Source organism: Mesorhizobium sp. INR15 (assembly GCF_015500075.1).
Lineage (GTDB): Bacteria > Pseudomonadota > Alphaproteobacteria > Rhizobiales > Rhizobiaceae > Mesorhizobium.
This window is the reverse complement of record NZ_CP045496.1, coordinates 4,878,909-4,905,826: the sequence shown is the minus strand read 5'-3', so window position 1 is coordinate 4,905,826 and position 26,918 is coordinate 4,878,909. Positions and strand designations below refer to the sequence as shown.

Below are 26,918 nucleotides of genomic sequence, written 5' to 3'. Positions count from 1 at the left end.
GGCAACAAGGGCACTTGGACCGACGCGCCATGAACATGCTGCCAGATCTCAAGCTTGAACCAATCGCCGACACTGAAGGCGGCTTCCATCCGCTGTTCGCCGATGTGCCGTCATCGGTCGAATTCAACAAACTGCGCAAGCGGCTGTTGCGGCTCACCCGCCAGGCGATCGAGGATTTCTCGATGGTCAAGCCGGGCACGCGCTGGCTGGTCGCCCTGTCGGGCGGCAAGGACTCCTACGGACTGCTGGCGGTGCTGCTCGACCTTAAGTGGCGCGGGCTGCTGCCGGTCGAGCTTCTGGCCTGCAATCTCGACCAGGGTCAGCCTAACTTTCCCAAGCACATCCTGCCCGACTATCTCGACTTGCATGGTATCGAGCATCGCATCGAGTACCAGGACACTTATTCTGTCGTCACCGACAAGTTGCCCGAAGGCAGCACCTATTGCTCGCTGTGCTCGCGGCTCAGGCGTGGCCATCTCTATCGCATCGCGCGCGAGGAGGGCTGTTCGGCGCTGGTGCTTGGCCATCACCGCGAGGACATCCTGGAAACCTTCCTGATGAACCTGTTCCATGGCGGCCGTCTCGCCGCCATGCCGCCGAAACTTCTCAACGACGACGGCGACGTCATGGTGCTGCGGCCATTGAGCTACTGCGCCGAGGCCGACCTCGAGAAATTCGCCGCCGCGATGCGGTTCCCGATCATCCCTTGCGATCTCTGCGGTAGCCAGGAAGGCCTGCAGCGCAACGTCATGAAGGCGATGCTCGAGGATATCGAAAAGCGCATGCCCGGCCGCAAGGACATCATGATTCGCGCGCTGTCGAACACCAGGCCATCGCATCTGCTCGACCGAAAGCTGTTCGACTTCGCCGCTCTCAACGAAACCCTCAGCACCGGGCAAGACATTTCCGATGACATTTGACGACGTCGCAATCGACTGGCTTTCCAGCCTCCTGGCCGAGGCAGCGACGGTCGAAATCATGCCGCGCTTTCGCAGGCTGGGTGACGGCGATATCCGCCAGAAGACCTCCGCCGCTGACCTGGTAACCCAGGCTGATGTCAATGCCGAGCGCCTCATCACCGCCAGGCTGCGGCAACGCTATCCCCAGGCGATGGTGATCGGCGAAGAAGCCTGCTCCGACAACCCGGCGCTGCTCGACGGCCTGGGCGACGCGGATCTCGCCTTCGTCATCGATCCGGTGGACGGCACGTTCAACTTCGCTTCGGGCGTGCCGCTGTTCGGCGTCATGCTGGCGGTCGTGGTCAAGGGTGAGACCGTTGCCGGCGTCATCCACGATCCCGTTGGCAAGGACTGGCTGATCGGCGCCAAGGGCGCCGGCAGCCATATCAGGCACGCGCATGGCAGCATCGAGAAGGTGCGCGTCATCAAGCCGGCGCCGATCTCGCAAATGACCGGCTCTGTCTCCTGGCAGTACGTGTCCGAGCCGGAGCGCTCGCGGCTGGCGCGCAACCAGACGAAAATCCTGTCGCAATTCGCTTATCGCTGCGCGGCTCACGAATACCGGCTGCTGGCCAGCGGCCATGCCCATTTCGTCGTCTACAACAAGCTGATGCCATGGGATCATCTTGCCGGCGTGCTGATCCACGCCGAGGCCGGCGGCTATGCCGCGCGCTTTGACGGCAGCGCCTATCTGCCATCGCATCTCGACGGCGGCCTGCTTGTCGCGCCCGACAAGGAAAGCTGGCAGGTCCTGCGCCGCGAGCTCTGGACCGACCAGAATTGACCCTCAAGTTACCGGACTGACCGCCAGAGGTTAATGCAGATCAGTGACGTGCCCTGAGACGGGTGGGTTGTGCGGCTGGAACATCTTGCCGCGCTCGGCGATCAGGATCATCAGCAGGGCAGCGACCGAGACGCTGCAGAAGCCAGCGGCCAGCGGCGTCACCGTGCCATTGTAGGCCTGGCCGATCAGCGCGCCGATGATGGCGCCAAGAAAGGTCTGCATGAAGCCCAGAATGGATGCAGCCGTGCCGGCGAGTTCGCCGAGCGGCTCCATGGCAAGCGCGTTGAAATTCGCACCAAGGCCGCCGAACGGCAACATCGCGCCGGCAAAGAAGGCGATGAACAGCCAGAGCGGCATATTCATCTCGAGCGAGACGACGAGCCAGGCGAGGCTGACGCAGAGGAACAGCAACAACGCGCCTTGCGACAGGCGGCGCATGCCAACCCGCCCGACCAGCCGCGAATTCAGGAAGTTCGAAAAAGCGAGCACGCCGGCGACGCCGGCAAAGATGACGGGGAACAGCTCGCCGACATGGAAGATATCGAGATAGATCTGCTGTGCCGAACTGATGAAGCCGAACATGGCGGCGAAGATGAAGGTGCTGGCAAAGGCGTAGCAGAGTGCGATGCGGTTAGTCAGGACGATGCGGAAACCATCGGCGACCGAGCGTACTGTCAGCGGCCGGCGATGTTCTGGACGTAGCGTCTCCGGCAAGCGCAGCAGTGCCCAGGCCGACACGATCAGGGCGCCGACGGCCATGGCGACAAAGATCCAGTGCCAGCTCGCAAACAGCATGACGAGCTGGCCAATGCCTGGCGCGATGACCGGAATCGCCATGAACACCATGAAGATCAGCGACATCACCTCGGCCATGCGCCGGCCTTCGAAGGTATCGCGCACGATCGAGACGGCGATGACGCGTGTTGCAGCCGCGCCGAAGCCCTGCACCAGGCGGCAGGCAAGCAATATGGCAAAAGTCGGCGAGATGGCGGCGGCGGCCGCGGCGGCAACATAGACGATCAGGCCGAAGACGAGCGGCGCGCGGCGTCCATAGCGATCCGAGATAGGACCGAAGAACAGCTGCCCGCCGCCGAAGCCGAGCATATAGGCGACGATCACATATTGGCGGTGGTTTTCATTCTCGACACCCAGCGAGGCGCCGATCTGCTGCAGCGCCGGCAGCATGATGTCGATGGCAAGCGAATTCAGCGCCATCAGCGCCGCGCAAAGCGCGATGAATTCCCAGCGCGGAATGGGCAATTTGACTGCCGATTGCGTTGCCTGTTTTTGCTGGTCCACGGCAAGTCCGATCTTTCAAACGAAAATGCGCCGGCGGGCCGGCGCATTGGCTCGTCTTGGTCCCGGAGGCCGGGGCTACAAACAGAAATCAGGCAGCGCCTTTTACGCGCACGCCCTTTTCGACCAGGAAGGTCTGCAACTCGCCAGCCTGGAACATCTCGCGGATGATGTCGCAGCCGCCAACGAACTCGCCCTTGACGTAAAGCTGCGGGATCGTCGGCCAGTTGGAATATTCCTTGATGCCTTGGCGCAGTTCGGCCGAGTCGAGGACATTCACGCCCTTATAGTCGGCACCGATATAGTCGAGAATCTGTACGACCTGTCCGGAAAACCCGCATTGCGGGAAGCCAGGCGTGCCTTTCATGAAAAGCACGACGTCGTTGCCTTTCACTTCGTTGTCGATGTAGTCGTTCATGCCACTCATGGATAATCCTTTCCCGCCTGTGGGAGTCAGGCTCGAAACATACAGTTCAAATAAACCCATAGATTGCCTGAAACAAGACATTAGCCATGCCATCGCCGAAATGGCGCAAAGGATCGGCCGACTTGGGCCAAGCGGCACCGGGTGCTCAGGCTATTTGCGGGCGCGCACGCAGATGAACGCCGGCGACATGCTCAACTCGGCAAAGTGCCGAGGATCCATGGTTTCCATTTCCGGCTGGGGACGCGGCTCGACGAATCGGTCGAGCATCCAGCCTGCGCCGGCAAGGCCGTTGAGGATGTCGCCCAGCGGCCTGCGGTAGGATTCCAACATAGGGATTGGGTTCGCCAAAGCCGGTCCAGTGCATGCCCCAGCGATTGGCCTCGAAATAGGTCTTTTGACCTCTGGTGCGTGCATCCGCCCAGTCACGCATGGGGTGCCCCATCGAGAAGACCAGCCAACCGCCCGGCCGCGTAACGCGGTGGAATTCGGCGAACACCGGCTTGAGATCCTCGACATAATCCAACGCCAGCGCACAAAGCACGCCATCGACACTCCGATCGGCGATCCAGTCGATCGGACTCGACATGTCGCCTTCCCGGATGTCCACGCCCAGCCCCGCGCATCGCGAGCGAGCCAATGCTGTCATTTCCGGGGTGACGTCGAAGGCGCGGACACGCGCACCGGCACGGGCCAGTTTTTCCGCTGAGATGCCGGAGCCGCAACCGGCATCAAGAATATCCAGCCCGGCGACATCGCCCATGAGAGCGAGCGAAGCCGGGCGTTCGTACAGCGCATTGTGCGGCTTGGTTGGCGCGAGCGCATCAATAACGATCCGCGAACGAGGCATAGGCCGGCTTGGCGATCGGCGTATCGCTCGCCATCTTGATCGTCTCTGGGTTGGAAGCAAAAATGTCCTAGTCGGGAACGCTGGTCTGCAGGGCCAGTGCGTGCAGCACGCCGCCCATATTGCCCTTCAGTGAATCATAGACCATCTGGTGCTGCTGGACGCGGCTCTTGCCGCGAAAGCTTTCGGCCACCACCTCGGCCGCATAATGATCGCCGTCGCCGGCCAAGTCGCGGATTGTCACCCTGGCGTCCGGGATGCCGTCCTTGATCAGTTTTTCGATGTCGTGGGCATCCATTGCCATGGCAAAAAATCCTGTTTTGGGCGGCGTGGCCCCTGCGATGAGAGTCGGGGGAGCCTAAAGCCTTTCTGGTTTGGATTGAAGAGACTCCAGGGCGGTCTAGCCCAACTGGTCCACTCCTTCGTCGGGAGCGTCTTCGCGCATCGAGAAAGCGCGGCCAAGACTGAAGGCCAGCACATAAAGCGGAATGTTGAGCGCCAGGGCGATTATCGGGAGATAGCTCGTCATCTGCCAGAGCGGCGAGAAAAACGCCTGGCCGTAGCCGTCACAGACAAGCGACGAGCCGTATTCCCACAGTGCTCCGATGACAACCGAGGCAGCAAAGAACTGGATGCAGGTAACGATATGTCTCGACCGTGCCGGCTCGGGCGAAAGACGGCTCCACAGCACCAGGCACACGATTGGAACCGCGTAGATAAAATCCTGCAAGGCCAGCATCGGCAGCGTGCCGTTGGCAGCCGCCAAGAACTCGGAGCGCGTTTCCAGCCGCGTGCAAACCTCGCTTGAGGTCGTCGACAGCAGGAAGAAGACGAACGGGCCGAGGAACCAGAAGAAGAACAGCGACGGCCAGAAGACGACTGCAAGCAGCGCCCGGGCGGCCAGCTTCGTCAACTGGCCTGATCCATGAACCGCGGGAACCAGCCTTCATGTGCTCCGCTGAGTTCACTGACCGAGATCGCGCGCGCTTCGCCGAGTTTGAGCGTGCTGCCGCCGGTAGAGCCGATCCACGGTGCGAAAATGCCAAGCTCGCCTTGCTGTTTGCGGATGCCGTGCCATTCGTCACCATGGGGATCGATCGACAGCGTCAGGAGATAGCGCCCCTGATCTTCGCCGAACCAGACCGGGATCGGGTCGGTGCCGACAAGTCCGGGAACGGTCGCGCCGATGCCGGAGGCCATCGCCATCTCGGCCAATGCCACGGCAATACCGCCGTCGGAAACGTCGTGTGCTGCAGTCACGATACCCGACGCGATCAGCGAACGAACATGGTCGCCGACACGCTTTTCATGGTCGAGGTCGACGGGCGGCGGTGGGCCGTCGGTGCGGCCATGGATGTCTCTGAAATAGACCGACTGGCCGAGATGCGTTCCCCACGAAGCGGGCCCGCCGACCAGCAGGATCATCTGCCCTTCGGCGGCAAAGCCGACACGCACCATTTTCGACCAGTCGGCAATCAGCCCGACGCCGCCGATGGTTGGTGTCGGCAGGATGCCCTGGCCGTTGGTTTCGTTGTAGAGCGAGACGTTGCCCGAAACGATAGGGAAGCCAAGCGCGCGGCAGGCCTCGCCAATGCCTCTCACGGCGCCAACCAGCTGGCCCATGATCTCTGGCCGTTCCGGATTGCCGAAATTGAGGTTGTCGGTGGCAGCCAGCGGCAGCGCGCCAGTGGCGGTCAGGTTGCGCCAGCATTCGGCGACAGCCTGCTTGCCGCCTTCGAAAGGATCGGCCTCGCAATAGCGCGGCGTCACATCGGATGAGAAGGCGAGCGCCTTGGTGGCGTGGCCTTCGACGCGGACCACACCGGCGTCACCGCCCGGCAGTTGCAGCGAATTGCCCTGGATCAGCGTGTCATACTGTTCCCACACCCAGCGGCGAGACGAAAGATCAGGGCCGCCCAGCAGCTTCAGCAGCGCATCGGCGACATCGGCTTGCGGCACGTCGTTCGCGGCAAGCGGTGCCTGCTTCTTCTGTTCGACCCATGGGCGATCATATTCCGGCGCCTTGTCGCCAAGGTCCTTGATCGGCAGGTTGGCGACCTCTTCGCCCTGATGCAGGATGCGGAAGCGCAGATCGTCGGTCGTCTTGCCGACGATGGCGAAATCGAGCCCCCATTTGTGGAAGATCGCCTCGACCTCCTTTTCCTTTTCCGGGCGCAGCACCATCAGCATGCGCTCCTGGCTTTCCGACAGCATCATCTCATAGGCGCTCATGCGCTCCTCGCGCACCGGCACCTTGTCGAGATCTAGCTCGATGCCGAGGTCGCCCTTGGCGCCCATCTCGACCGCCGAGCAGGTGAGGCCGGCGGCGCCCATGTCCTGGATGGCAATGACCGCACCCGAAGCCATCAGTTCGAGACAGGCTTCGAGCAGGCATTTTTCGGTGAAGGGGTCGCCGACCTGCACGGTCGGACGCTTCTCGTCGATCTTGTCATCGAATTCGGCCGACGCCATGGTGGCGCCGCCGACGCCGTCGCGGCCAGTCTTGGCGCCGAGATAGACGACCGGCAGGCCGACGCCCTTGGCTTCCGACAGGAAGATCGCATCCGTCTTGGCAAGGCCGGCGGCAAAGGCGTTGACCAGGATATTGCCGTTGTAGCGGGCGTCGAAATTGACCTCGCCGCCAACCGTCGGCACGCCAAAGGCGTTGCCATAGCCGCCGACGCCGGAAACGACGCCGCTCACCAGGTGACGGGTCTTGGGATGGTCCGGCGCGCCGAAGCGCAGCGCGTTCATCGCCGCGATCGGCCGTGCACCCATGGTGAATACATCGCGCAGGATGCCGCCAACGCCGGTCGCCGCGCCCTGGTAGGGTTCGATGAAGGAGGGGTGGTTGTGGCTCTCCATCTTGAAGACCACACAGTCGCCGTCGCCAATGTCGACCACGCCGGCATTCTCGCCCGGGCCCTGGATCACCCGCGGGCCGGTGGTCGGTAAGGTGCGCAGCCACTTCTTCGATGACTTGTACGAGCAATGCTCATTCCACATCGCCGAGAAGATGCCGAGCTCGGTGAAGCTCGGCTCGCGGCCGACGAGTTCGAGGATGCGCTGATATTCGTCGGGCTTCAGCCCGTGCGCGGCAATGAGCTCGGGGGTGATCGTCACGGAATTGGAAATGGTCATGGGCGGCGATTTTTATCCGGGGCGTTGGGATTTTGAGTCCCGTCTTATCGCAAGCAGACAGGCCGATACACCCTTGGATTGACGAAAAACGCGCGAAAACCGGACAAAGCCACAGGGCAATGACGATCCCTCGCGCGCAAGGCGCTTTGTGGCTCAGGAGAAGCTGTCGTATCCGGCGCGGCCTTCGTCGAGCAACCGCCGGATCACGGCGACGCCTTGCGTGATGTCCTTGCGATGCCTGGGCTGCGAGACGCCGAAGCGGACACCGTGCGAGACCTGCTCGGAACGGCCGGCCTTGAACTCGTCCTCGTCATCGATCAGCACGCCATGTTCAAGGCAGGCATGCTTGAACGTGCCGGAAAGCCATGGGTCGGGCAAGGTGAGCCAGACAAAGGGCACCTTGTCGTGGGCCTTGAACTCGAAGCCGGCCAAAGTCTCGCGCGCGATCGCGATGCGGGCACTGATTTCGGCAATGCAGTGCTTGCGAATGTCGCTGGCCTGGCCGGACAAAACCAGCCTTGCATTCACCTCGGCCAGCAGGAAAGGCATGCCGCCAGTCATCATCTTGTGGGCGACGCGGATGCGGTGGCGATAGGCGGGCGGGCAGGAGAGCCAGCCGCCGCGCACACCGGCCGCGACCGATTTTGACAGGCCGCCGGCCACGATCGTACGCTCGGGCGCATACTCGGCCAACAGCGGCGTGGGATCGTCGGTGAGGTTGCCGTAGAGATCGTCCTCGATGAGGATGACATTATATTCGCGCGCGACACGCGCGATCGCTTCGCGGCGTGCCGCCGACAGCGTCGACAGTGTCGGGTTCTGGGCCGTCGGCATCAGGAAGATCATCTTGGGGTGTTTTTGCGCGCAGACGCGTTCGAAATCCTCGGGATCGAGACCATCCTTGTCCGACGCCACCAGAGCGGTTCGCCGGCCGATCAGCCCGGCGCTGCGGGAAATCTGCGAGTAGGTCAGATGCTCGAACGCGATATAGTCGCCGGGCGTGGTGAGTGCCGCGATCGCGGCCATCACAGCGGCGTGGGTGCCGAGCGTGGGAACCATGGTGTCGGCATTGGGGCGAAACGAGTTCCGCGAAAGCCAACGCGCACCGGCCTCGAACCAGCGTTCGGGAAAGTCGCGCGTATAGCTTGAAATCTCATGCGGATGGTCGAGCGCCGTGCGCGTCAGCACCTCGGTGACGACAGTGCTCTGGTCGATATCGGGCGCCGCCGTGCTGTCGAAACGCAGCATGCCGCGCGGCGCATCCATATAGCGCGTGCCTGCTTCATCACGCGCCATGGGCTCGGTCTTCACATCACTTGTGTGCTGGCTGAGCACATAGGTTCCGCGCCCGACTTCGCCGCTCACCAGCCCGCGCTCACGCAACACCTGATACGCCCTGCCAACCGTGCCGACGGTGGCGCCGATATCATAAGCGAGATCGCGCTGCGGCGGCAGTTTTGCGCCGGCATTGATGACGCCCTTGTCGATATCGGACTCGATGCTGTCAGCAAGGCGCTGATAGAGCGGGCCGGAACCGGACGATAGGTCGGGGAGCCAATTTGTCATGGTGACAATTTTCTATATTGCGCCGCACAATGAGTCAATACATATGAGTTGCGCAGAGAAAATGGTGCAATTTGTAGCTCTTGGTAGAAATGAAATGGATACAATAGAGACAATCCGTCATGGCAGCCCTGAATTGTTTGGGAGGGCGATGCGTCCTTCCAGCCGTGGGACTTATGGCCGCCGGCTGTTGCGCCTTGTCAGGTCATTCCTGACCTGGATCGCCAGTCTGCTCGATCGCCGTCGCAGCCGACTGGCATTGCTCGAGATGACAGACGACCAGCTTAAGGATATCGGCCTCTCTCGTTGCGACGCGCACCGCGAGGGCATCAGGCCGATCTGGGACTGATCGTCGGCACGAGCACTATTTCGGGCTCGAAGATCGCATCCGCAAGACACCATTGTCGACGAATACCGCGACAATGCACAGCAATACAAAAAGCCCGGTGACGGCCAGCGCCGAAATGGCGACGCTGACTGCCCCGTTGTTGGCGACACTCAGGAATGGGTAAGGCACTTCGCCGGCAATCGGCGCCCGCACCAGCACGTAGGCAAGGTAGGCGACCGGATAAATCATCCATCGGGGGATGTCGCGCCACTGCCGCTTGCCATCGGCGCCCGCCACCAACCACCACAGCACGAACAGTATCGGCGCCACATAGTGGAGCAGGATATCGCAGACCAGAAAGAGGCCTTGCGGTTGCCAAAGGCGCGCCAGCACCACGGCATAGACGATGCAGACCAGGGTTATCGACACAGCGACGCCAGCCCGCACGCTCGGTCCGGCAAAGGCCGGCAGCCAGGCATAGCCGCTTGCTGAGAGCAATGCGGTGTAGACGAGCACCGCGCCGATGTTGGTCAGGACGGTGAAGAAGCTCAAAAAGAAGACGATGGAGCCAAGCAGGCTGCGGCCAGCCTCCATCGAGGCTGGAATGGTGATGCAGAACTGCAGGACAATCCCTGCCAGGCCGATGATCAATCCCGCAATCTGCAGGAACCGGCCCATTGCTTCAGGCGGCCGCGCTGCAGGACGGATTGCCGGTTTGCCAGCGGGCAATATCGGAACCGATACGCGCACCGAGCGGATCTGCCATCAGCGGGCCGAACGCGTCGACGCGCCTTGAATTGCCTTGTGCCTGCACGACCAGCAGCGGTTTGCCGCCATAATGCTTGGCCGGCACCAGCAGGAAGCGCGGCGTGCCGCTGAACGAATTCAGCTCGTTGGCCATCTGGTAGGACTTGAAGGCCGGGTCCTTGCTGGCAATCCAGCATTTGTGGGCTGCAATCGCCACCTGTTCCATGCTGAGCAGAGAGGCACTCTTGCCCGAAGGCGGCGGCGCCACTTTCGGGCTCGACTGGCAGGACGCAAGCAGAAAACCACCGGCAACGACTACAGCGAGGCTGGCGATCGTCTGTTTCATGCTCAAGCTGCACCCATCTCAAGTTCGGAAAGGAAGATTTTCAGGCCGTCGGTCATCTCCCCCCAGACCCGTGACAAGGCCGGATGCTGTGAGGCGATCTGCTCATAGGCGTCGAATTTTGGATAGGCGTCAAGCAGGTCGCTTCGCCCTGTCACCTTGCGGAAATTGTTGAAGATGAAGCGGGTCGGCGTCAGCCAGGCGTCGGCGAAGCTGATGTCGTCGCCCAGTGCGAAAGGCCCATGCGCCATGCGGCTCTCGATCGCCGCAAGCCCGTGATGCAGGCGCGCGAACTGTGCCGCGATCTCGACCTCGTTCCGCTTCTGCACGAAATGCAGTTCGAACAGCTTCATCGTCGGGGTAAGGACATCGAGGTCGGTGATGCGCGCGAACATCCGCACCAGGGCGCGATCCCTCGAATCCGTCGGCAGCAGCGCCGGCTCCGGAAACCGCTCTTCCAGATACTCGGCAATGACCACCGATTCGATGATTGTCTCGCCCGAACCGGTAATCAGCACCGGAATGCGGTTGAGCGGCGATATGGCGCGGAATTCTTCTGGAATGGGGAAGCCAGGCGGCGGTGCGATGATCTTGAGCGGCACATCCTTAATGTAGGAGAGCGCGCGCACGATCGACGAATACGGCGACAACGGCCGCGAATAGAGCTTCATGACCGTCTCTCTCCCTATGTGATGGATCTAAAGTCCATTCAGTTCTGCTGTAGTCCCGTCGACAAATTTCAAGCTGCGATGCCCAGCGCGCTTTCGAACAGGCCGCGCCCGTCGCTGCCGCCATGCGCCGCTTCAATCAGGTTTTCCGGATGCGGCATCAATCCCAGCACATTGCCCTGGCTGTTGATGATGCCGGCGATGTCGTTGATCGAACCGTTGGGGTTGGTGCCTTCCGCATAGCGGAACACAACCTGGCCTTCGCCTTCGAGCCGGCCAAGCGTCTGCGCATCGGCGAAATAGTTGCCGTCGTGATGCGCCACCGGCGAGCGGATGATCTGGCCTGGCTGATAGCGGCGGGTGAACATGGTGTTGGCGTTGGTGATCTGCAGCTTGACCTGCCGGCAGACGAATTTCAGCGAGGTGTTGCGCATCAGCGCCCCCGGCAGCAGGCCGGCCTCGACCAGGATCTGGAAGCCGTTGCAGACGCCGATGACCATCACGCCCTTGGCTGCCTTCTCGGCAACCGCCCGCATGACAGGCATGCGCGCGGCTATCGCGCCGCAGCGCAGATAATCGCCAAAGGAAAAGCCGCCAGGAATGGTGATCAGGTCGACATCGGGAATTTCGGTGTCGGTCTGCCAGACTGTGACCGGCGGCTTTCCTGAGATTTTCGTCAGCGCCGCGATCATGTCACGGTCACGATTGAGGCCGGGCAGGAGGACGACGGCGGATTTCACCTAAGCGATCTCCACCGCGTAATTCTCGATCACCGTATTGGCCAGCAGCTTGTCGCACATGGCCTTCAGGTCCGCCTCGGCCTTGGCCTTGTCGGTGTCCGAAAGCTCGACGTCGAACACCTTGCCCTGCCGCACCAGGCCGACGCCGCCAAACCCAAGGCCAGACAGTGCATGTTCTATCGCCTTACCTTGCGGGTCGAGCACGCCGTTCTTGAGGGTGACGGTAATGCGGGCCTTGATCACGCTGGACGTGCTCCTGTTTTGGTATCGTGCGCTAGAATATCAGTGCGGCTTGCCTTTGAGGCCGTCGGTCGAGGCCACGAGCACCGGGCCGGTCGGGCGCGGCGGCTCGTTCTCGTTCATGATACCAAGGCGGCGGGCGACTTCCTGGTAGGCTTCGACCAGTCCGCCCATGTCGCGGCGGAAACGGTCCTTGTCGAGCTTGTCCTGGGTCGCGACGTCCCACAGGCGGCAGGAGTCCGGCGAAATCTCGTCGGCGACCACGATACGCATCATGTCGCCCTCGAACAGCCGGCCGCATTCGATCTTGAAATCGACGAGCTGGATGCCGACGCCCATGAACAGGCCGGAGAGAAAGTCGTTGACGCGGATGGCGAGCGCCATGACGTCGTCGATTTCCTGCGGGCTGGCCCAGCCGAACGCAGTGATGTGCTCTTCCGATACCATCGGATCATCAAGCGCATCGGCTTTGTAATAGAATTCGATGATCGAGCGCGGCAGCACGGTGCCTTCCTCGATGCCGAGGCGCTTGGACAGCGAGCCGGCGGCGACATTGCGCACCACCACTTCGAGCGGGATGATCTCGACTTCCTTGATCAGCTGCTCGCGCATGTTGAGCCGGCGGATGAAGTGGGTCGGGATACCCATCCGGTTGAGATGGTTGAAGATGTGCTCGGAAATACGGTTGTTGAGCACGCCCTTGCCGTCGACAATCTCGTGCTTCTTGTTGTTGAAGGCGGTCGCGTCGTCCTTGAAAAACTGGATCAGCGTACCGGGCTCGGGTCCCTCATAGAGGATCTTGGCCTTGCCTTCATAAATGCGGCGGCGATTTTTCATCTTATTTTTCTCTGGATTTCGGGGCAGGCGGCAAGCGACCAATTCCTGTCCATCGCCCTAAAATAGTATGCTGACGGTATGGTTCAATGCCGGGTCTATCCCAATCGCATCGTTTGCTCAATCGGCAAATCCTTCCAATCAACCGCTTTCAGGACCGAAATGCCGCAGCGCAGCAAATGATGAAGCGTATTGACCGGCCAGCGGCCTTTTGGTTTGTGCTTGGCCACCACATATAGACCATCACCAGCGAATCGATTTTCACCGGAGGGATTGCCATGAGCAGCATGAAGGATCGCGAAGAAGGCTTTGAGCGCAAGTTCGCATTCGACGAGGAGCTTCGGTTCAAGGCCTCCGCGCGCCGCAACAAGACGCTTGGCCTGTGGGCCGCTGAAAAGCTTGGCAAGACCGGCGCCGATGCGGATTCCTATGCCAAGGAAGTGGTCATTTCCGATATCGAGGAAGCTGGCGACCACGACGTTTTCCGCAAGATCCGCAAGGATTTCGACGCTGCCGGTGTCGATCAGTCCGACCATCAGATCCGCCGCACCATGGACGAGATGATGGCGCAGGCGATCGAGCAGATCAAGAACACCTGATCCAGCCACACTGGACCAATCGACCGCCCGGCCTATCCGGGCGGTTTTTCTTTGCCTTTGCCGTCGTTTCCGGGCGAAACTGCGATTGTTAACAAGGAAAGTGTCCATGTCCCTGAAGTCCCGCCTCGCTGCCGATGAAACGCTGTTCACCGCCTGGTCCGGTGTGCCGGATGCCCTGACCGTCGAAATCGTCGCCAAACAGGGGTTCGACGCGGTCACGCTCGACATGCAGCACGGCGGCCATCATGAGGACAGCGTCTTGCGCGGCCTGGCGCCGATACTCGCCGCCAACAAGCCGGCGCTGGTCCGCATTCCGGTCGGACGTTTCGACATGGCCAGCCGCGCGCTCGATTTTGGCGCCGAGGCGGTGATCGCGCCGATGGTCAATTCAGTGGCGGATGCCAGGCTGTTCGCCGCCGCGATGAAATATCCGCCAATGGGCGAACGCTCCTGGGGGCCAACCTACGCTTTCCCCAGGCATGGCAAGGGTGACCAGGCTGAATGGCTGCGTGACACCAACCAGCGCACCATGGCCTTCGCCATGGTCGAAACCCGCGCCGCCCTTGATGCGCTCGACGGCATTCTCGACACGCCAGGCATCGACGGCATCTTCCTTGGGCCGTCGGATTTCTCGATTGCGTGGAGCAATGGCGCGACGGTGAATTCGACGCTGGAAAGCATGATGGAGACCGTTGCTTCGATTGCCGAGCGCACCCGCAAGGCCGGCAAGCACGCGGCGATCTATGTCATCGAACCCGCCATTGCTGGCCGCGTCGTGGCCATGGGCTACCGGCTGCTGGCCATGGGTTCCGAACATGCGCTGATCGGACTGGGCGCCAAAACCCTGCTCAAGAGCATGAACGATTCGATCAAGGGCTAGGTTCGGCCTTCAGATCGGTCAAAAATTTGGCGAAGGTCATCGATCCCTCGGGCCACGGGCCGAAGCCGGAATCCGCGTTGAGGTGACCGGCTTCGCCGGCGTCGATGAACAATGAGCCCCAGGCTCCGGCAATGTCCTCGGCGACATCGAAGGCGCAGAACGGGTCATTGCGGCTGGCGATCACGATCGACGGAAAAGGCAGCGGCTCGCGCGGGTAGGGGCCGAACGTCATCAGGTGCCTGGGCTTGATCTTGGGATTGGCGACATCGGGCGGCGCCACGAAGAAGGCGCCGGCGACAGGCTTCTTGAACTGCGGAATGGCTTGGACCGCGGCGGCGACACCAAGCGAATGGGCAACGATGACCACAGGCCGCTCGGCCTCGTTGACGGCGTTCGCCACGTTCGCCGTCCAGTCCTCGCGCACCGGCTTCGACCATTCCGTCTGTTCGACACGGCGCGCCGTCGACAGTTTCGACTGCCAGCGGCTTTGCCAATGCTCGGGCGCGGAATTGGTGTAGCCCGGTACGATGAGGATATCTGCGTCTTTGACCTTCATAGCGCTGAAATAGCGAGCGGCGTCGCTTCATGCAACGGGCAGGATTGGCGCTCTTGATCGCAATTGTGAACACGATGTTCGCTTCTTGGCGTCTTGTGTGAACGATGGCGATGGACGATCTGTCGTGAGGAAAAGAAACAGCCGTGTAGGAAAACCTGATTTTGGATCTGACACGACGTACAATGATTGGCGGCGCGGGGCTCCTTGCCTTGGGAGTTTCACCGCAGGCCGGCCGAACGGAGCATTTTATGTCTGAATTGCCTTTTGCCGCCACCACTCCCGTCAGCGTTGCCCGCGTCGGGCTGAAGGCGCGTGACGCCGAAAGCCTCGCTGAATACTACCGCAAGGTCGTTGGCTTGCAGGAATTGAGCCGCGCCGACGGCGCGATCACGCTTGGGGCCGCCAACCGCCCGCTGCTCGTCCTTGAACCGGATGCGTCGGCAAAGCCTGACGATCCGCGCAGCGCCGGCCTGTTCCATACCGCGTTCCTGCTGCCCAGCCGCGCCGATCTCGGCCGCTGGATCAACCACGCCATCGCCAGCAAGATCAGCATCGACGGCGCATCCGACCATCTGGTCAGCGAGGCGCTTTACCTGACCGATCCGGAAGGCAATGGTATCGAGATTTATGCTGATCGCCGCCCTCAGGACTGGACATGGAATGGCGACAAGATTGCCATGGCCACCGAACGGCTGAACATCCCGTCCGTCGTCGGCGAAGTGCCGGCAGGCGACGCCGGCTGGCAAGGCGCGCCGGAAAACAGCATTGTCGGCCACGTCCATCTGCGTGTTGGCAGGCCGGAAGATGCGGAAACCTGGTGGAACCAGGAATTCGGCTTCGACACGGTGGCGAAATACGGCGGCCAGGCGGTGTTCCTGTCGTCCGGCGGCTATCACCACCACATCGGCGCCAATGCCTGGCAGAGCCCGGGCGCCGGCCGCCGCGATGCCAGCCGTTCTGGTTTGGCCTGGGTCGAGATGCGTTCGGACAATGTGAAAAGCGCCGTGACGCGCGAAGACCCTTGGGGGACGGTGATAAGGACCGTTCCCGGCAAAGCGTGACGGTATTTGGCGAAACGCTCCGCCACAGCTTCCTTCTCCCCGTATGATAACGGGGAGAAGGAAAGCCCTTAGCCAAACACGCGCTTGAAGATCGTGTCGACATGCTTGGTGTGATAGCCAAGGTCGAATTTCTCGCGAATCTCGGCCTCCGGCAAGGCAGTGGTTACTTCCTTGTCGGCGAGAAGTTCCTCAAGAAAATCAGCGCCTTGCTCCCACACTTTCATGGCGTTGCGCTGCACCAGCCGGTAGGAATCCTCGCGCGAAAGGCCGGCCTGGGTCAGCGCCAGCATGACGCGCTGCGAATGCACCAGGCCACGGAACTTGTTCATGTTCTTCAGCATGTTGTCGGGATAGACGAGCAGCTTGTCGATAACGCTGGTCAGCCGCGACAACGCGAAATCGAGCGTCACCGTCGCGTCCGGTCCAATCATGCGCTCGACCGATGAATGCGAGATGTCGCGCTCATGCCAGAGCGCCACATTCTCCATCGCCGGCAGCGCGAAGGCGCGCACCATGCGGGCAAGGCCGGTGAGGTTTTCGGTCAGCACCGGGTTGCGCTTGTGCGGCATTGCCGACGAGCCTTTCTGCCCAGGCGAAAAATACTCTTCCGCCTCCAGCACTTCGGTGCGCTGCAGGTGGCGGACCTCGATCGACAGCCGCTCGATCGACGAGGCGATGACGCCGAGCGTGGCGAAGAACATAGCGTGACGGTCGCGCGGGATCACCTGCGTCGACACCGGCTCCGGCTTCAGTCCAAGCTTGGCCGCGACATGCTCTTCGACATAGGGGTCGATGTTGGCGAAAGTGCCGACCGCGCCTGAAATGGCGCAGGTCGCGATGTCCTCGCGGGCATGCACCAGCCGCTCGCGGCAGCGTGAGAACTCGGCATAGGCCTGCGCCAGCTTGACGCCGAAGGTCGTCGGCTCGGCATGGATGCCGTGGCTGCGGCCAATGGTGACGGTGTCCTTGTGCTCGAAAGCCCGGCGCTTCAGCGCTGCGAGCAGCCCGTCGATATCAGCAAGCAGGATGTCGCTGGCACGTGTCAGCTGCACGGCAAAGCAGGTGTCGAGAACATCGGACGATGTCATGCCCTGGTGGATGAAACGGGCGTCGGGTCCGACGAATTCGGCGAGATGGGTCAGGAAGGCGATGACATCGTGCTTGGTGACGCGCTCGATCTCGTCGATGGCCTCGACGTCGAATTTCGCCGCGCCGCCCTTTTCCCAGATGGTCTTCGCGGCCTCTTTCGGGATGACGCCTAGCTCGGCCAGCGCGTCGCAGGCATAGGCCTCGATTTCGAACCAGATGCGGAACCGGGTTTCCGGCGACCAGATGGCGACCATTTCCGGTCGGGAATAGCGAGGGATCATCGGTCAGTCCTGATGTGTCTAGAGCAATTCCAGGAAAAGTGCGCAGCGGTTTTCCGTCCGGAATTGCGAAAAAGAGAAAGTTGGAGCGGGTCGGCGATTCTCTGAGACATTGAACCGCTCCAGGTTAGCCCGCGTCCTAACAGAGGCGAGCAAAATGCTCAACGTTGCTGGCGCGCAAACCAGACGCTGGCGACCGCCAGGGCAGCGAAACCCAATGGAAAATAGAGCCTGATGCCCAGCACCACGAATTGGTAGAGCGCCGTCAGCGTCGTAAACACGAGCTGGAAGCCCCAGGTCGGGGTGAAAGCAGGCGCATGCCATTCGGCGTAGTAGGACCGGTATTGCAAGGCAAAGAGCCCGCCGGTGAACGCGAGCGTGGCGGCAAGCAGGCAGACAAACGCCGCCGCCAGGGCAACCTCCCATTGCCGGCCGAGCGACACCAGGCGAGCCAGATACAGGCCTGCCGGGAAACCCAGCGCGCCGCCGGCTGCATAAAGCAGCGACACGAAGCGGATCTTTTCCGGCGTCTCCCAGGCATCCGACCACAGATTGACGAGCGCGCTCGCGCCCATCGCCGCCGCCCACAGCAGCGCGCCGACAAGTGCGACGCGCGGTGTCGGCAAGGAACGGTGGAGACGTGTCAGGGCGCGGTTGCGTCCGGTGGGCTGAGCAAAAGGTGTCACAGGCGGCCGGTCACCGCGATCCAGCGGAAGTCCGGGCCTTCGAAGCCATATTGGCGCACCGCGATCAACACGGCATAGGCACTGAGGCTGTCCATGGAGAATGTCTGCACCGCCCCAATGCGGTAGCCGTTGGGGCAACCCCGGCTCTTGGGAATCGACTTGTCCTCATGCAGAAGCTTGGTCGTGCCGCCATCCTGCGCCTCGATGCGCAACAGCCGAAAGCCGTTGATCTCGCCCTGGCTCTCGCAACCCGCCGTGTTGTTCATGCCGAGTTCGTCGAGGCGAAACTCCAGCGGCTGGTCGACCGGTGAGAAGATCGGGCGCGGATTGACCACGATCCGGTGCGGATCGGCGGAAAGCTCGGTCACCGGGTTAAAGCCGGCGGTGATCCCCTTGTTAGAAGTCAACTCAGCCTGCTTGACGATCGCTTCACCCTTCTGCCGGGCCTGGAGGCGCGCCGCTTCGAGTGTGGCGGCTTCATCTTCGATCTGGACCCGGATCGGTGTTCCCTTCAGAAAACTGTCGTCACTGGTGTCGATGTAATAGCGGTTGGCGTAGGGGAATCCCGACCCGTCTTGCACGCCATATTCCTCGAAGGCGAACACGCCGCCGTCCTTGCTGAAGCCGAGTATTTCCAGCTCCGCGACATCGCCGGCATGAGCGGCAAGCGGCGTGGAAAACTGGGCAAGCAAGGAAATGGCTAACAGAAAAAGGAATCGCATGGGGTCCCGCCAAGGCAAACAATGTCCGGCAATTCCCCTATCACGAGACACGCGGCACGTCGCGCTGTCCGGTAATGCAAATGCGATGCATCCAATCGGCGCCCCGCTAGTTATTGTCGGCAAGTCTCAATGGAGAACCATCATGACCGACACCAGCAAAATTCGTGAACACATGGAAGTCGTCGGCGCCGACGGCGTTCATGTCGGCACTGTCGACAAAGTCGACGGCAAAAGGATCAAGCTGACCAAGGCGGACAGCGGCGAGGGCGCCCATAAGGGCCACCACCACTACATTCCGCTCAGCCTTGTCGCCGAGGTCGATGGCAAGAAAGTGTGGCTATCGGCGAATTCCGATGTCGCGGTAACGTTCGAGGAAGAGAAGTCCGATCCGGTCTGACGGCCTGCCGATTTATCGCAAACGCGACGACCAGACCGGAAACAGATCCTTTTCGGCTGGCGTTGCCGCGTAAACACCCCGGCTGATGGCGCGCGCCATGGTGGCGCCGGCTGCGGCATAGAGGTCGATGGCGTTGTCGGCGGATAGCTCGATGCCGCTCTTGCCCGTGGCCAGCGCGAATACCAGATCGCCATCGGCTGGCGTATGCGTTGGCCAGATGGCGCGAACAAAACCATCATGAGCGGCCATCGCAAGGCGTTTCGCGGCGGCCTTGGTGAGGACTGCGTCAGTGGCGATGACCGCGATTGTGGTGTTGCCACCTTCGCCGGCAGCCTGCCCGACGCGCTTGTCGCGGTATTTCAGCAGAATCTGTTTTGCGTCGTCCGGCATTGGCGAGGGGTAGCCGCGCCCGCCGAACTCATCGCCGATCTCGAACGGCGCGGCCCAGAAATATTGCGAACGGCCCACGGTCACCGAGCCGGTCGGGTTGACGGCGGCGAGCGCGCCGATGGTGACGCCGCTGCCGAGCATGGTTGAGGCCGAGCCGAGCCCGCCTTTCAGCCCCGAGGTCAGCGCGCCGGTGCCGGCCCCGATCGTGCCTAGCGCGAAATCGCTGGTTGCTGCTTGAGCGGCCTCGTAGCCGAGATCGCGATAGGGCGGATAACGGCCCCAATCCTTGTCGCCGCCATTGCGCAGGTCGAACAGGATCGCGGCCGGGACGATCGGCACTCGAAAGCCGCCGACCTCAAAGCCTATGCCGTTTTCGCGCAAGGCCGCCTGGACACCGGATGCGGCGTCCAGGCCGAAAGCCGAACCGCCTGAAAGCACCACGGCGTGGATGCTCGCTATCGAATTGTGCGGCTCGAGCAGGTCGGTTTCGCGCGTGCCGGGTGCACCTCCCAGGATCTGGACTCCGGCCACCGCCGGTTCATCGCAAAGAACAACGGTGACCCCGGACTTCAGCTTGGGATCAGCACTGTTGCCGACGCGCAGGCCGGCGACATCGGTGATCAGGTTGCGCGGACCCGTGCGGAACATCAATTGCTTTCCAAAGGCACGAAACGCGCCCCGTCGAAGCGGAAGACGCGATACGGATTCTCGGTCAGGTCGCCTTTTTCATCAAAGCGGATCGGCCCGATCGCCGTGCTGAAATCGTGAGCGGTGAGCAGATCGGCCAAGGGCTTGCCCGAAGTTTCCCCCGCCGCCGACGCAGCCTTGGCGATCTCGATCGCCGCGTATGCGGGCAGTGTGTAGCCGTCCGGCACGATCTTTTGGGCGGCAAAGCTATCCAACAGCTTCCGATCGGCGGCATCGGCCCATTCGGGCGGTGCGATCATCAGCGTCCCCGTTGCATAGGGTACATCGCCGGCGGGCGTGCGCAGGTTTTCGCCGCCGGCAATAGTCATGCCGGCATTCAACTGGCCGGCATCTCGGCCCATGATAGCGATGTCGTCACCGTCGCCGCCGGCAAAGACATGCGTCGCGCCGGCTTTCTTCAACCGGCCGATCAGGCCGATCTGGTTGTCGAGCTGTGGACGGAACGTGTCGACGAACACCGGCTTCAGCGCTGCTTGCTCGGCGGCAGCGCGGAATGTCTCGGCCAATTCCCGGCCATAGATGGTGCCGTCATCGATGATGGCGAACAGCTCATTCTGCCAAAGCCGGGTTAGTGTGGTGGCCACCGCGTTGCGCTCGTCGTCGCCGCGCGGCCCGAGCCGATAGACCGGCCAGCCGGTCTTGGCGCGCCGGTCGGTCAGGCTTTCGGTGCGCACGCCAACGGTGATCACCGGAATGTTGGCATCCTTCAGGATCGGCAGTGCAGCCTCGATCGCATCGGTGCAAAGAAAGCCGACAACGATAGTGACCTTGGCCGCCGCGAATTCCCGGGCCGCCGCCGCACCGCCATCGGCACTGCAGGCGTCATCGACGGTTTTGAGCTCTATGCCGTTGGCCTCGGCGGCAAATCCGCTGCCCGTTTCGATCTGCTTGCCGAGGAGCGCCGATGGTCCCGACAAGGGAGCCGCGACGCCGACCAAAAGCGTCTGGGCGTTGGCGCTGCCGGCCAGAAACAGCCAGACCAGAGCAGCGGATATTGTTGCCTTGGAGCGCATTCGGGCGAAGAATTCCTCCGTGCCGGCCATCTCGGTCCGGCATCATATCCTGCAAAGACCTAAAGGCTGCCCGCGCTTGGTGCAACACGCGAATTTCAGGATGCATGTCAAGCACTTCGCTTGTGGCAGGCGATATGTGGCCATATATACCGATTGGGTTCTGGCTGTGGAAAATATCCGGTGCTGAAGAAGAACGACATTGGGCCGCAGGCCTATCGCGACGCGATGAGCCATTTTGCCGGCCACGTCCACGTGGTCACCACCGACGGCCCGGCCGGCAAGCGGGGCGCGACGGTGATTGCCGCCTGTTCGGTATCGGATACGCCGCCGACCATTCTGGTTTGCCTGAACCGCGAAAATCCCAAGAACGAGCCGTTCGTGAAAAACGGCAGATTCGCCTTGAACACCCTGGCTTCGCACCAGGAGCCTTTGTCGATCGGCTTTTCCGGCGTCACCGGCCTGCCGGTTGAGGAGCGCTTCGCGCTTGGCGAGTGGGATGTCATCTCGACCGGCGCGCCGACGCTGAAAGGCGCGCTCGCGGTGTTCGACTGCGAACTGATCGACACCAAGGATCTGGCCACGCATCGTGTGCTTTTTGGCAAGGTGACAGGCCTGCGGATGGGCGATAATTTGCGGCCGTTGATCTACCACGCCCGCGGCTACCACATTCTGGAAAGCGGGGCCGAGGCGTCCACGGAGAAGGAATGAGCGAGCTGAAACCGCGAGCCGCACCGCGGACGATCGACGAGACGCTCGATCTCCTGACCGGCGCGGACTACGTGGCGGACCGGTCGCTGGCGACCGTGCTGTTCCTGTCGCTGCGCATGAAGCGGCCGCTGTTCCTCGAAGGCGAGGCGGGTGTCGGCAAGACCGAAATCGCCAAGGTTCTAGCGCGGGCGCTCGGCCGCCGGCTCATCCGCCTGCAATGCTACGAAGGGCTCGACGTTTCCTCCGCCGTCTACGAGTGGAACTATGCCGCCCAGATGATCGAAATCCGCATGGAGGAGGCGGCTGGCAAGGTCGATCGTTCCGACATGGAGCGCAATGTCTTTTCCGAAAAATACCTCATCCGCCGCCCGGTGCTTGATGCGCTGACCGGCAAGACCGGAGCGGCGCCTGTCTTCCTGATCGACGAGCTTGACCGCACCGATGAGGCGTTCGAGGCCTTCCTGCTGGAGATATTGTCAGACTTCCAGGTGACGGTGCCCGAACTCGGTACCATCAAGGCGGAAGAGCCGCCGATCGTTATCATCACCACCAACCGCACCCGCGAAATCCACGACGCGCTGAAACGGCGCTGCCTCTATCACTGGGTCGATTATCCCAATGCCGAACGCGAGTTGGAGATCGTGCGCCGCAAGGTGCCGCAGGCCAACCAGCGGCTTTCGGCGGAAGTGGTTTCGTTTATCCAGAAATTGCGTCAGATCGAACTGTTCAAGGTGCCGGGTGTCGCCGAGACCATCGACTGGGCCGGCGCGCTGACTGAACTCGACAAGGTGGCGCTCGATCCCGAAACCGTGTCCGACACGATCGGCGTGCTTTTGAAATACCAGGACGATATTGCCCGCATCGAACAAGGCGAAGGCCGGCGCATCCTCAATGAGGTGAAGGCCGAGCTTTCGGCGGCGGAGTAGGGGCGATGAAAGCGCCGAGCCCCGAACCCAGGGAAGCCAGGCCGGACGGACGCATCGCCGACAACATCGTCTATTTCGCCCGTGCATTGCGAAAATCCGGCATGCGGGTCGGGCCGGCCTCGGTCAAGGATGCCATCGAGGCAGTTCTTGCCGCCGGCATAGGGTCCCGCGACGACTTTTACTGGACCTTGCATGCCGTGCTCGTGTCACGTCACGAGGATCATCCGACATTCGACGAAGCCTTCCGGCTGTTCTGGAAATCGCGTGAGTTGATCGAAAAGATGCTGGCGATGTTTTCGCCAGTGGCCCCCGACAACAGGGAGAAGCAGAAGCCCCGCGCCGCCGAAAACCGTGTCAGCCAGGCGATGTTCGAGGGCCATCAAAAGAACCAGCCGGTTCAGGAGATACCCGAGATCGAAGTCGACGCCCGCTTCACCTTCTCCGGCAACGAGGTGCTGCGCGGCAAGGATTTTGCCCAGATGAATGCCGCCGAGATGGCCGAGGCCCAGAAGGCGATTGCCCGGTTGCGGCTGCCCTTCGATATGGTTCGCACGCGCCGCTTCAAGGCGGATGCGCATGGCCGCCGCATTGATCCTCGCGCCATGATGCGCATGGCCGCGCGCACTGGCGGCGAACTGATTCTGCCGAGGTTCCGTTCGCCGCGCGAGGTCCATCCGCCGCTGGTCGTGCTGGCCGACATTTCCGGCTCGATGAGCCAGTACACGCGCATTTTCCTGCACTTCCTGCATGCACTTACCGAGAAGCGCCGTCATGTGCATACGTTCGTCTTCGGCACGCGGCTGACCAATCTGACGCGGCAGATGCGCCACCGCGATCCCGATGCCGCACTTGCCGACTGTTCGGCGGCGGTGAAGGACTGGTCGGGCGGTACCCGCATCGGCGACACGCTGGCCGAATTCAATCTTGTATGGTCGCGTCGCGTGCTGGGTCAGGGCGCGGTGGTGCTTTTGATTACCGACGGGCTCGAGCGCGATGATGTCGGCGGCCTGTCCGAGGAGATGGAGCGTCTGCACAAATCCTGCCGCCGGCTGATATGGCTGAACCCCTTGCTGCGTTTCGACGGCTTTGAGGCGCGCGCCCGGGGCGTCAAGGCAATGCTGCCGCATGTCGACGAATTCCGCTCGGTGCACAATCTCGATGCGCTTGCCGATCTCTGCGCGTCGCTCGACAAGAAGCCGGCACACGCGGTCGACCCCAGGCGATGGATGGAAGCTGGTGCCAGGCGTGCTGCATAACCACATGTTTCCCTTGGGCAATCTATCCCTGGGAAAAACAGACTTTGAGAGAAACGGCCATGGACAACAGCGTCTACCTTGATGAGGCCCGCGATCCTCTGATCATCGCGGAAGGCTGGATGAAGGACGGCAAGGATGTCGCCATCGCTACCGTTGTCGAGACCTGGGGCTCGGCACCACGTCCGGTTGGCAGCCATCTGGTCATCGATGCCGAAGGCAATTTCCATGGCTCGGTCTCCGGCGGTTGCGTCGAAGGCGCTGTCGTGACCGAGGCCATCGACGTGATCGACAGCGGCAAGGCGAAGATGCTGGAATTCGGCGTCGCCGATGAGACAGCTTGGCAGGTCGGGCTGTCCTGCGGCGGCCGCATCAAGGTCTATGTCGAGAGACTGGGTTAGGTCGGCGCGGCCATGGACCCCTATGCCCTGAAAACCCTCAATGCCGAACGCCGCGCCCGCCGCGCGGCGATCCTGGTCACGGATCTTGGCGACGGGCGTGATCGCATCGTCCGCGAAGGTGATCAGGTCGCGGGCGATCTTGGCGCCGCGATCGGCAAGGCGTTCCGCACTGGCAATTCGGGGGTGGTCGAAGCCGAGGGCCGCACTTTCTTTCTCAACGCGCATCTGCCGCAGCCGCGCCTGGTGGTGATCGGCGCCGTGCATATCAGCCAGGCGCTGGCGCCGATGGCGAAGATATCAGGCTACCCCGTGGAAATTATTGACCCGCGCACGGCCTTTGCCACACCGGACCGTTTTCCTGATGTCGCGCTGCAGGCCGAATGGCCCGAGGATGTGTTGAAGCGCCAACCACTCGACAGCTATACCGCACTCGCCGCCGTCACCCATGATCCGAAGGTCGATGACTTCGCACTGAAGGCTGCGCTTGACGCGAACTGTTTTTATGTCGGCGCGCTCGGAAGCCGCAAGACGCACGCCAAGCGCATCGAACGGCTGCTGGCCCTGGGCGCGACCGCGGACCAGATCGCCCGCATCCATGCACCCATCGGCCTCGACATCGGCGCTGCGAGCCCAGCCGAGATTGCCGTCGCCGTGCTGGCGCAGGTCATCCACGCCTTTCGCTCGCGCGGCTTGGAATCAAAAGGCGTAGCGGCGTGAAATTCGGCCCGGTCTCGATCGAGGCGGCGGAAGGTGCTGTGCTGGCGCATGCCACCACCGCCGGCGAACGGCGGTTCCGCAAGGCGCATAGGCTGAGCGCGGCTGATGTTGCGTTGCTAAGAGCTTCTGGCGTTTCCCAGGTTGTCGCGGCGGTTCTGGCAAGCGATGACCTCGGCGAGGATGCCGCCGCCCAGAAAATCGCCGAGAGCATGGCTCATCGCAACATCGAGGCGAAGCCCGCCGCGACCGGCCGGGTCAATCTCCACGCCAAGGCTGCCGGCATCTTCACTGTCGATGTGGCGATGATCAACGCCATCAACGCTGTCGATCCGACCATCACCATCGCCACGCTGGCGCAGCACGCGCCGGTCGAACAGGATCAGATGGTCGCGACCGTGAAGATCATTCCCTTCGCTGTTGGCTCGGCCCTCGTCGACAGCGTAACGGCGATCTGCGCCGGCGGCGAGATTTTTGCCGTCAATGCCTATCGTTCGGTGCGGGTCGGGGTCATCCAAACGGTGTTGCCCGGCATCAAGCCGAGCGTGCTGGACAAGACGCTGCGCGTCACCGAGGCGCGGCTGGCGCGCTCTGGCGGCAGGCTGACGGCTGAACGGCGTACGCCGCATGAAGTCGAACCGGTGGCGGCGGCCGCCGCCGCGCTGGCGCGTGACAATGACATGGTGGTGATTTTCGGCGCTTCCGCCATGAGCGATTTCGGCGATGTCGTTCCAGCCGCGATCGAACGAGCCGGCGGCACTGTCGTGCGCGCCGGCATGCCGGTTGACCCCGGCAACCTGCTGGTGCTCGGCACGCTGGACGGCAAGCGCGTCATCGGTGCGCCGGGCTGTGCCCGCAGCCCCAAGGAGAATGGCTTCGACTGGGTTCTGGACCGGCTCATCGCCGGCCTTGATGTGACGGCGAAGGATATCGCGGGCATGGGGGTTGGCGGGCTTTTGATGGAGATCCCAACACGGCCAGAGCCGCGTGAACCCATGCCGGCAAGAGCCGAACTGAAGGTTGGCATTGTGCTGCTCGCCGCAGGCCGCTCCAGCCGCATGGGCGGGCCCAACAAGCTGCTCGCCCTGTTCGATGCCAAGCCATTGGTGCGCCGCGCCGCCGAGCGCGCGCTGGCATCGAAAGCCTCCGGGATCGTCGTTGTAACGGGCCATCAGCACGAGCGGGTACGCGCGGCGCTTTCAGGCCTTGATGTAAGCTTTGCCGACAATCCGGATTTTGCCGAAGGCCTGTCCTCGTCGCTGAAAACAGGCATTGCCAGGCTTCCAGGGGATGTCGCCGGCGCGATGATCGTCCTTGGCGACATGCCGGGCGTCTCGTCCGACGATCTCGACAGGCTTGTCGAGGCATTCCGGAAATCCGGCGGCCGCTCCGTCGTACGCGCTTCGCATGACGGCAAGCGCGGCAATCCAGTGCTTCTGCCGCGTTCGCTCTTTCCAGCGATCGCCCATCTCGAAGGTGATACCGGAGCCCGCCATCTGGTCGAGGCTGAAGGGCTCGACGTCGTCGATGTCGAGATCGGCCAGGCAGCGGCCATCGATGTCGACACCCGCGAGGCGCTGGAAGACGCCGGCGGCGTGCTGCAGGATTGACAAACCAAAGCCG

The 26,918-nt window shown here is 62.3% G+C and carries 32 protein-coding genes; 13 read left to right on the top strand and 19 right to left on the bottom strand.

Going from position 1 to position 26,918, the window contains the following annotated elements:
* The first annotated feature begins 29 nt into the window (after positions 1–29).
* Together ttcA and GA829_RS23950 are read left to right on the top strand one after the other, a co-directional pair.
* Complete coding sequence (gene ttcA / locus GA829_RS23955) at positions 30–920, top strand: tRNA 2-thiocytidine(32) synthetase TtcA (protein ID WP_195175074.1); 891 nt, start codon at positions 30–32, stop codon at positions 918–920.
* Positions 910–1,743 (top strand): inositol monophosphatase family protein, encoded by an 834-nt coding sequence (locus GA829_RS23950; protein WP_195175073.1) that lies wholly within the window; start codon positions 910–912, stop codon positions 1,741–1,743. The genes ttcA and GA829_RS23950 overlap by 11 nt, the downstream gene beginning before the upstream one ends.
* A gap of 30 nt (positions 1,744–1,773) precedes the next feature.
* On the opposite strand, the gene GA829_RS23945 is transcribed toward GA829_RS23950, so the two are convergent.
* The 7 genes from GA829_RS23945 to GA829_RS23915 form a co-directional block, all read right to left on the bottom strand.
* The gene (locus GA829_RS23945; RefSeq protein WP_195175072.1) at positions 1,774–3,042 is read right to left on the bottom strand and encodes a multidrug effflux MFS transporter; all 1,269 of its coding nucleotides are present in this window, start codon (positions 3,040–3,042) and stop codon (positions 1,774–1,776) included.
* A gap of 88 nt (positions 3,043–3,130) precedes the next feature.
* Positions 3,131–3,466 (bottom strand): Grx4 family monothiol glutaredoxin, encoded by a 336-nt coding sequence (gene grxD / locus GA829_RS23940; protein ID WP_195175071.1) that lies wholly within the window; start codon positions 3,464–3,466, stop codon positions 3,131–3,133.
* A gap of 145 nt (positions 3,467–3,611) precedes the next feature.
* A complete protein-coding gene (locus GA829_RS23935) occupies positions 3,612–4,226 on the bottom strand; it encodes a class I SAM-dependent methyltransferase (RefSeq protein WP_210337689.1) in 615 nt (204 codons plus the stop codon).
* Positions 4,227–4,380: 154 nt separating this feature from the next.
* Positions 4,381–4,614 (bottom strand): BolA/IbaG family iron-sulfur metabolism protein, encoded by a 234-nt coding sequence (locus GA829_RS23930; protein ID WP_195175070.1) that lies wholly within the window; start codon positions 4,612–4,614, stop codon positions 4,381–4,383.
* A gap of 96 nt (positions 4,615–4,710) precedes the next feature.
* Complete coding sequence (locus GA829_RS23925) at positions 4,711–5,223, bottom strand: hypothetical protein (protein WP_195175069.1); 513 nt, start codon at positions 5,221–5,223, stop codon at positions 4,711–4,713.
* Positions 5,220–7,451, bottom strand: a complete 2,232-nt coding sequence (gene purL, locus GA829_RS23920) for a phosphoribosylformylglycinamidine synthase subunit PurL (RefSeq protein WP_195175068.1) — start codon at positions 7,449–7,451, stop codon at positions 5,220–5,222. The genes GA829_RS23925 and purL overlap by 4 nt, the downstream gene beginning before the upstream one ends.
* Before the next feature lie 153 nt (positions 7,452–7,604).
* Positions 7,605–9,017, bottom strand: coding sequence for an aminotransferase-like domain-containing protein (locus tag GA829_RS23915; RefSeq protein ID WP_195175067.1), 1,413 nt, complete (start codon positions 9,015–9,017; stop codon positions 7,605–7,607).
* A gap of 94 nt (positions 9,018–9,111) precedes the next feature.
* Here GA829_RS23915 and GA829_RS23910 point away from each other — a divergent pair, with 94 nt between their 5' ends.
* A complete protein-coding gene (locus GA829_RS23910; RefSeq protein WP_195179791.1) occupies positions 9,112–9,363 on the top strand; it encodes a DUF1127 domain-containing protein in 252 nt (83 codons plus the stop codon).
* Positions 9,364–9,378: 15 nt separating this feature from the next.
* Here GA829_RS23910 and GA829_RS23905 read toward each other — a convergent pair whose 3' ends face one another.
* The 6 genes from GA829_RS23905 to purC all read right to left on the bottom strand — a co-directional run bounded on the left by GA829_RS23905 (position 9,379) and on the right by purC (position 12,917).
* The gene (locus tag GA829_RS23905) at positions 9,379–10,020 is read right to left on the bottom strand and encodes a Pr6Pr family membrane protein (protein WP_195175066.1); all 642 of its coding nucleotides are present in this window, start codon (positions 10,018–10,020) and stop codon (positions 9,379–9,381) included.
* A 4-nt stretch (positions 10,021–10,024) separates the two neighbouring features.
* Positions 10,025–10,435, bottom strand: coding sequence for a hypothetical protein (locus GA829_RS23900; protein ID WP_195175065.1), 411 nt, complete (start codon positions 10,433–10,435; stop codon positions 10,025–10,027).
* A 2-nt stretch (positions 10,436–10,437) separates the two neighbouring features.
* Complete coding sequence (locus GA829_RS23895) at positions 10,438–11,103, bottom strand: glutathione S-transferase family protein (protein ID WP_195175064.1); 666 nt, start codon at positions 11,101–11,103, stop codon at positions 10,438–10,440.
* A gap of 68 nt (positions 11,104–11,171) precedes the next feature.
* The gene (gene purQ, locus GA829_RS23890) at positions 11,172–11,840 is read right to left on the bottom strand and encodes a phosphoribosylformylglycinamidine synthase subunit PurQ (RefSeq protein WP_195175063.1); all 669 of its coding nucleotides are present in this window, start codon (positions 11,838–11,840) and stop codon (positions 11,172–11,174) included.
* Positions 11,841–12,083 (bottom strand): phosphoribosylformylglycinamidine synthase subunit PurS, encoded by a 243-nt coding sequence (gene purS / locus GA829_RS23885; RefSeq protein ID WP_195175062.1) that lies wholly within the window; start codon positions 12,081–12,083, stop codon positions 11,841–11,843. It abuts the gene before it with no gap.
* A 39-nt stretch (positions 12,084–12,122) separates the two neighbouring features.
* A complete protein-coding gene (purC, locus tag GA829_RS23880) occupies positions 12,123–12,917 on the bottom strand; it encodes a phosphoribosylaminoimidazolesuccinocarboxamide synthase (RefSeq protein ID WP_195175061.1) in 795 nt (264 codons plus the stop codon).
* A 275-nt stretch (positions 12,918–13,192) separates the two neighbouring features.
* Between purC and GA829_RS23875 the strand changes: the two genes are divergently transcribed.
* Entirely contained in the window at positions 13,193–13,513 is a 321-nt protein-coding gene (locus tag GA829_RS23875; protein ID WP_195175060.1) for a DUF1476 domain-containing protein, read from the top strand.
* Positions 13,514–13,619: 106 nt separating this feature from the next.
* Positions 13,620–14,393 carry an HpcH/HpaI aldolase family protein gene (locus tag GA829_RS23870; protein ID WP_195175059.1) on the top strand — a complete coding sequence of 258 codons (774 nt, stop codon included), beginning with the start codon at positions 13,620–13,622 and terminating at the stop codon, positions 14,391–14,393.
* Here the strand turns inward: GA829_RS23870 and GA829_RS23865 are convergent.
* A complete protein-coding gene (locus GA829_RS23865) occupies positions 14,383–14,949 on the bottom strand; it encodes an RBBP9/YdeN family alpha/beta hydrolase (protein WP_195175058.1) in 567 nt (188 codons plus the stop codon). The genes GA829_RS23870 and GA829_RS23865 overlap by 11 nt on opposite strands.
* A 248-nt stretch (positions 14,950–15,197) precedes the next feature.
* Between GA829_RS23865 and GA829_RS23860 the strand changes: the two genes are divergently transcribed.
* A complete protein-coding gene (locus GA829_RS23860; protein WP_195175057.1) occupies positions 15,198–16,010 on the top strand; it encodes a VOC family protein in 813 nt (270 codons plus the stop codon).
* 68 nt (positions 16,011–16,078) lie between these two features.
* On the opposite strand, the gene purB is transcribed toward GA829_RS23860, so the two are convergent.
* From purB to GA829_RS23845, 3 genes are all read right to left on the bottom strand, one after another.
* Entirely contained in the window at positions 16,079–17,380 is a 1,302-nt protein-coding gene (gene purB, locus GA829_RS23855) for an adenylosuccinate lyase (RefSeq protein WP_195175056.1), read from the bottom strand.
* Positions 17,381–17,538: 158 nt separating this feature from the next.
* The gene (locus GA829_RS23850) at positions 17,539–18,063 is read right to left on the bottom strand and encodes a hypothetical protein (protein WP_374940365.1); all 525 of its coding nucleotides are present in this window, start codon (positions 18,061–18,063) and stop codon (positions 17,539–17,541) included.
* A complete protein-coding gene (locus GA829_RS23845) occupies positions 18,060–18,785 on the bottom strand; it encodes a DUF2259 domain-containing protein (protein WP_195175055.1) in 726 nt (241 codons plus the stop codon). Before GA829_RS23845 ends, GA829_RS23850 begins: the two co-directional genes overlap by 4 nt.
* A gap of 142 nt (positions 18,786–18,927) precedes the next feature.
* Between GA829_RS23845 and GA829_RS23840 the strand changes: the two genes are divergently transcribed.
* Positions 18,928–19,182, top strand: a complete 255-nt coding sequence (locus tag GA829_RS23840; protein WP_195175054.1) for a DUF2171 domain-containing protein — start codon at positions 18,928–18,930, stop codon at positions 19,180–19,182.
* A gap of 12 nt (positions 19,183–19,194) precedes the next feature.
* On the opposite strand, the gene GA829_RS23835 is transcribed toward GA829_RS23840, so the two are convergent.
* Together GA829_RS23835 and GA829_RS23830 are read right to left on the bottom strand one after the other, a co-directional pair.
* The gene (locus tag GA829_RS23835) at positions 19,195–20,220 is read right to left on the bottom strand and encodes a P1 family peptidase (protein ID WP_195175053.1); all 1,026 of its coding nucleotides are present in this window, start codon (positions 20,218–20,220) and stop codon (positions 19,195–19,197) included.
* Positions 20,220–21,293, bottom strand: a complete 1,074-nt coding sequence (locus tag GA829_RS23830) for a branched-chain amino acid ABC transporter substrate-binding protein (RefSeq protein ID WP_195179789.1) — start codon at positions 21,291–21,293, stop codon at positions 20,220–20,222. Before GA829_RS23830 ends, GA829_RS23835 begins: the two co-directional genes overlap by 1 nt.
* 180 nt (positions 21,294–21,473) lie before the next feature.
* On the opposite strand from GA829_RS23830, the gene GA829_RS23825 reads away from it, so the two are divergent.
* The 6 genes from GA829_RS23825 to GA829_RS23800 are packed head-to-tail and all read left to right on the top strand — an operon-like array spanning position 21,474 to position 26,905.
* Positions 21,474–22,001 carry a flavin reductase gene (locus GA829_RS23825; RefSeq protein ID WP_195175052.1) on the top strand — a complete coding sequence of 176 codons (528 nt, stop codon included), beginning with the start codon at positions 21,474–21,476 and terminating at the stop codon, positions 21,999–22,001.
* On the top strand, positions 21,998–22,927 hold the full coding sequence (locus GA829_RS23820) for an AAA family ATPase (protein ID WP_195175051.1): 930 nt from the start codon (positions 21,998–22,000) through the stop codon (positions 22,925–22,927). The genes GA829_RS23825 and GA829_RS23820 overlap by 4 nt, the downstream gene beginning before the upstream one ends.
* A gap of 5 nt (positions 22,928–22,932) precedes the next feature.
* Positions 22,933–24,183 (top strand): vWA domain-containing protein, encoded by a 1,251-nt coding sequence (locus GA829_RS23815; RefSeq protein WP_195175050.1) that lies wholly within the window; start codon positions 22,933–22,935, stop codon positions 24,181–24,183.
* A gap of 59 nt (positions 24,184–24,242) precedes the next feature.
* Positions 24,243–24,581, top strand: a complete 339-nt coding sequence (locus tag GA829_RS23810; protein ID WP_195175049.1) for an XdhC family protein — start codon at positions 24,243–24,245, stop codon at positions 24,579–24,581.
* Between the two features lie 12 nt (positions 24,582–24,593).
* On the top strand, positions 24,594–25,298 hold the full coding sequence (locus GA829_RS23805; RefSeq protein WP_195175048.1) for an XdhC family protein: 705 nt from the start codon (positions 24,594–24,596) through the stop codon (positions 25,296–25,298).
* Positions 25,295–26,905: an NTP transferase domain-containing protein gene (locus GA829_RS23800; RefSeq protein WP_195175047.1), complete on the top strand. Its 1,611-nt coding sequence runs from the start codon at positions 25,295–25,297 to the stop codon at positions 26,903–26,905. The genes GA829_RS23805 and GA829_RS23800 overlap by 4 nt, the downstream gene beginning before the upstream one ends.
* The last annotated feature ends 13 nt before the right edge of the window (positions 26,906–26,918 follow it).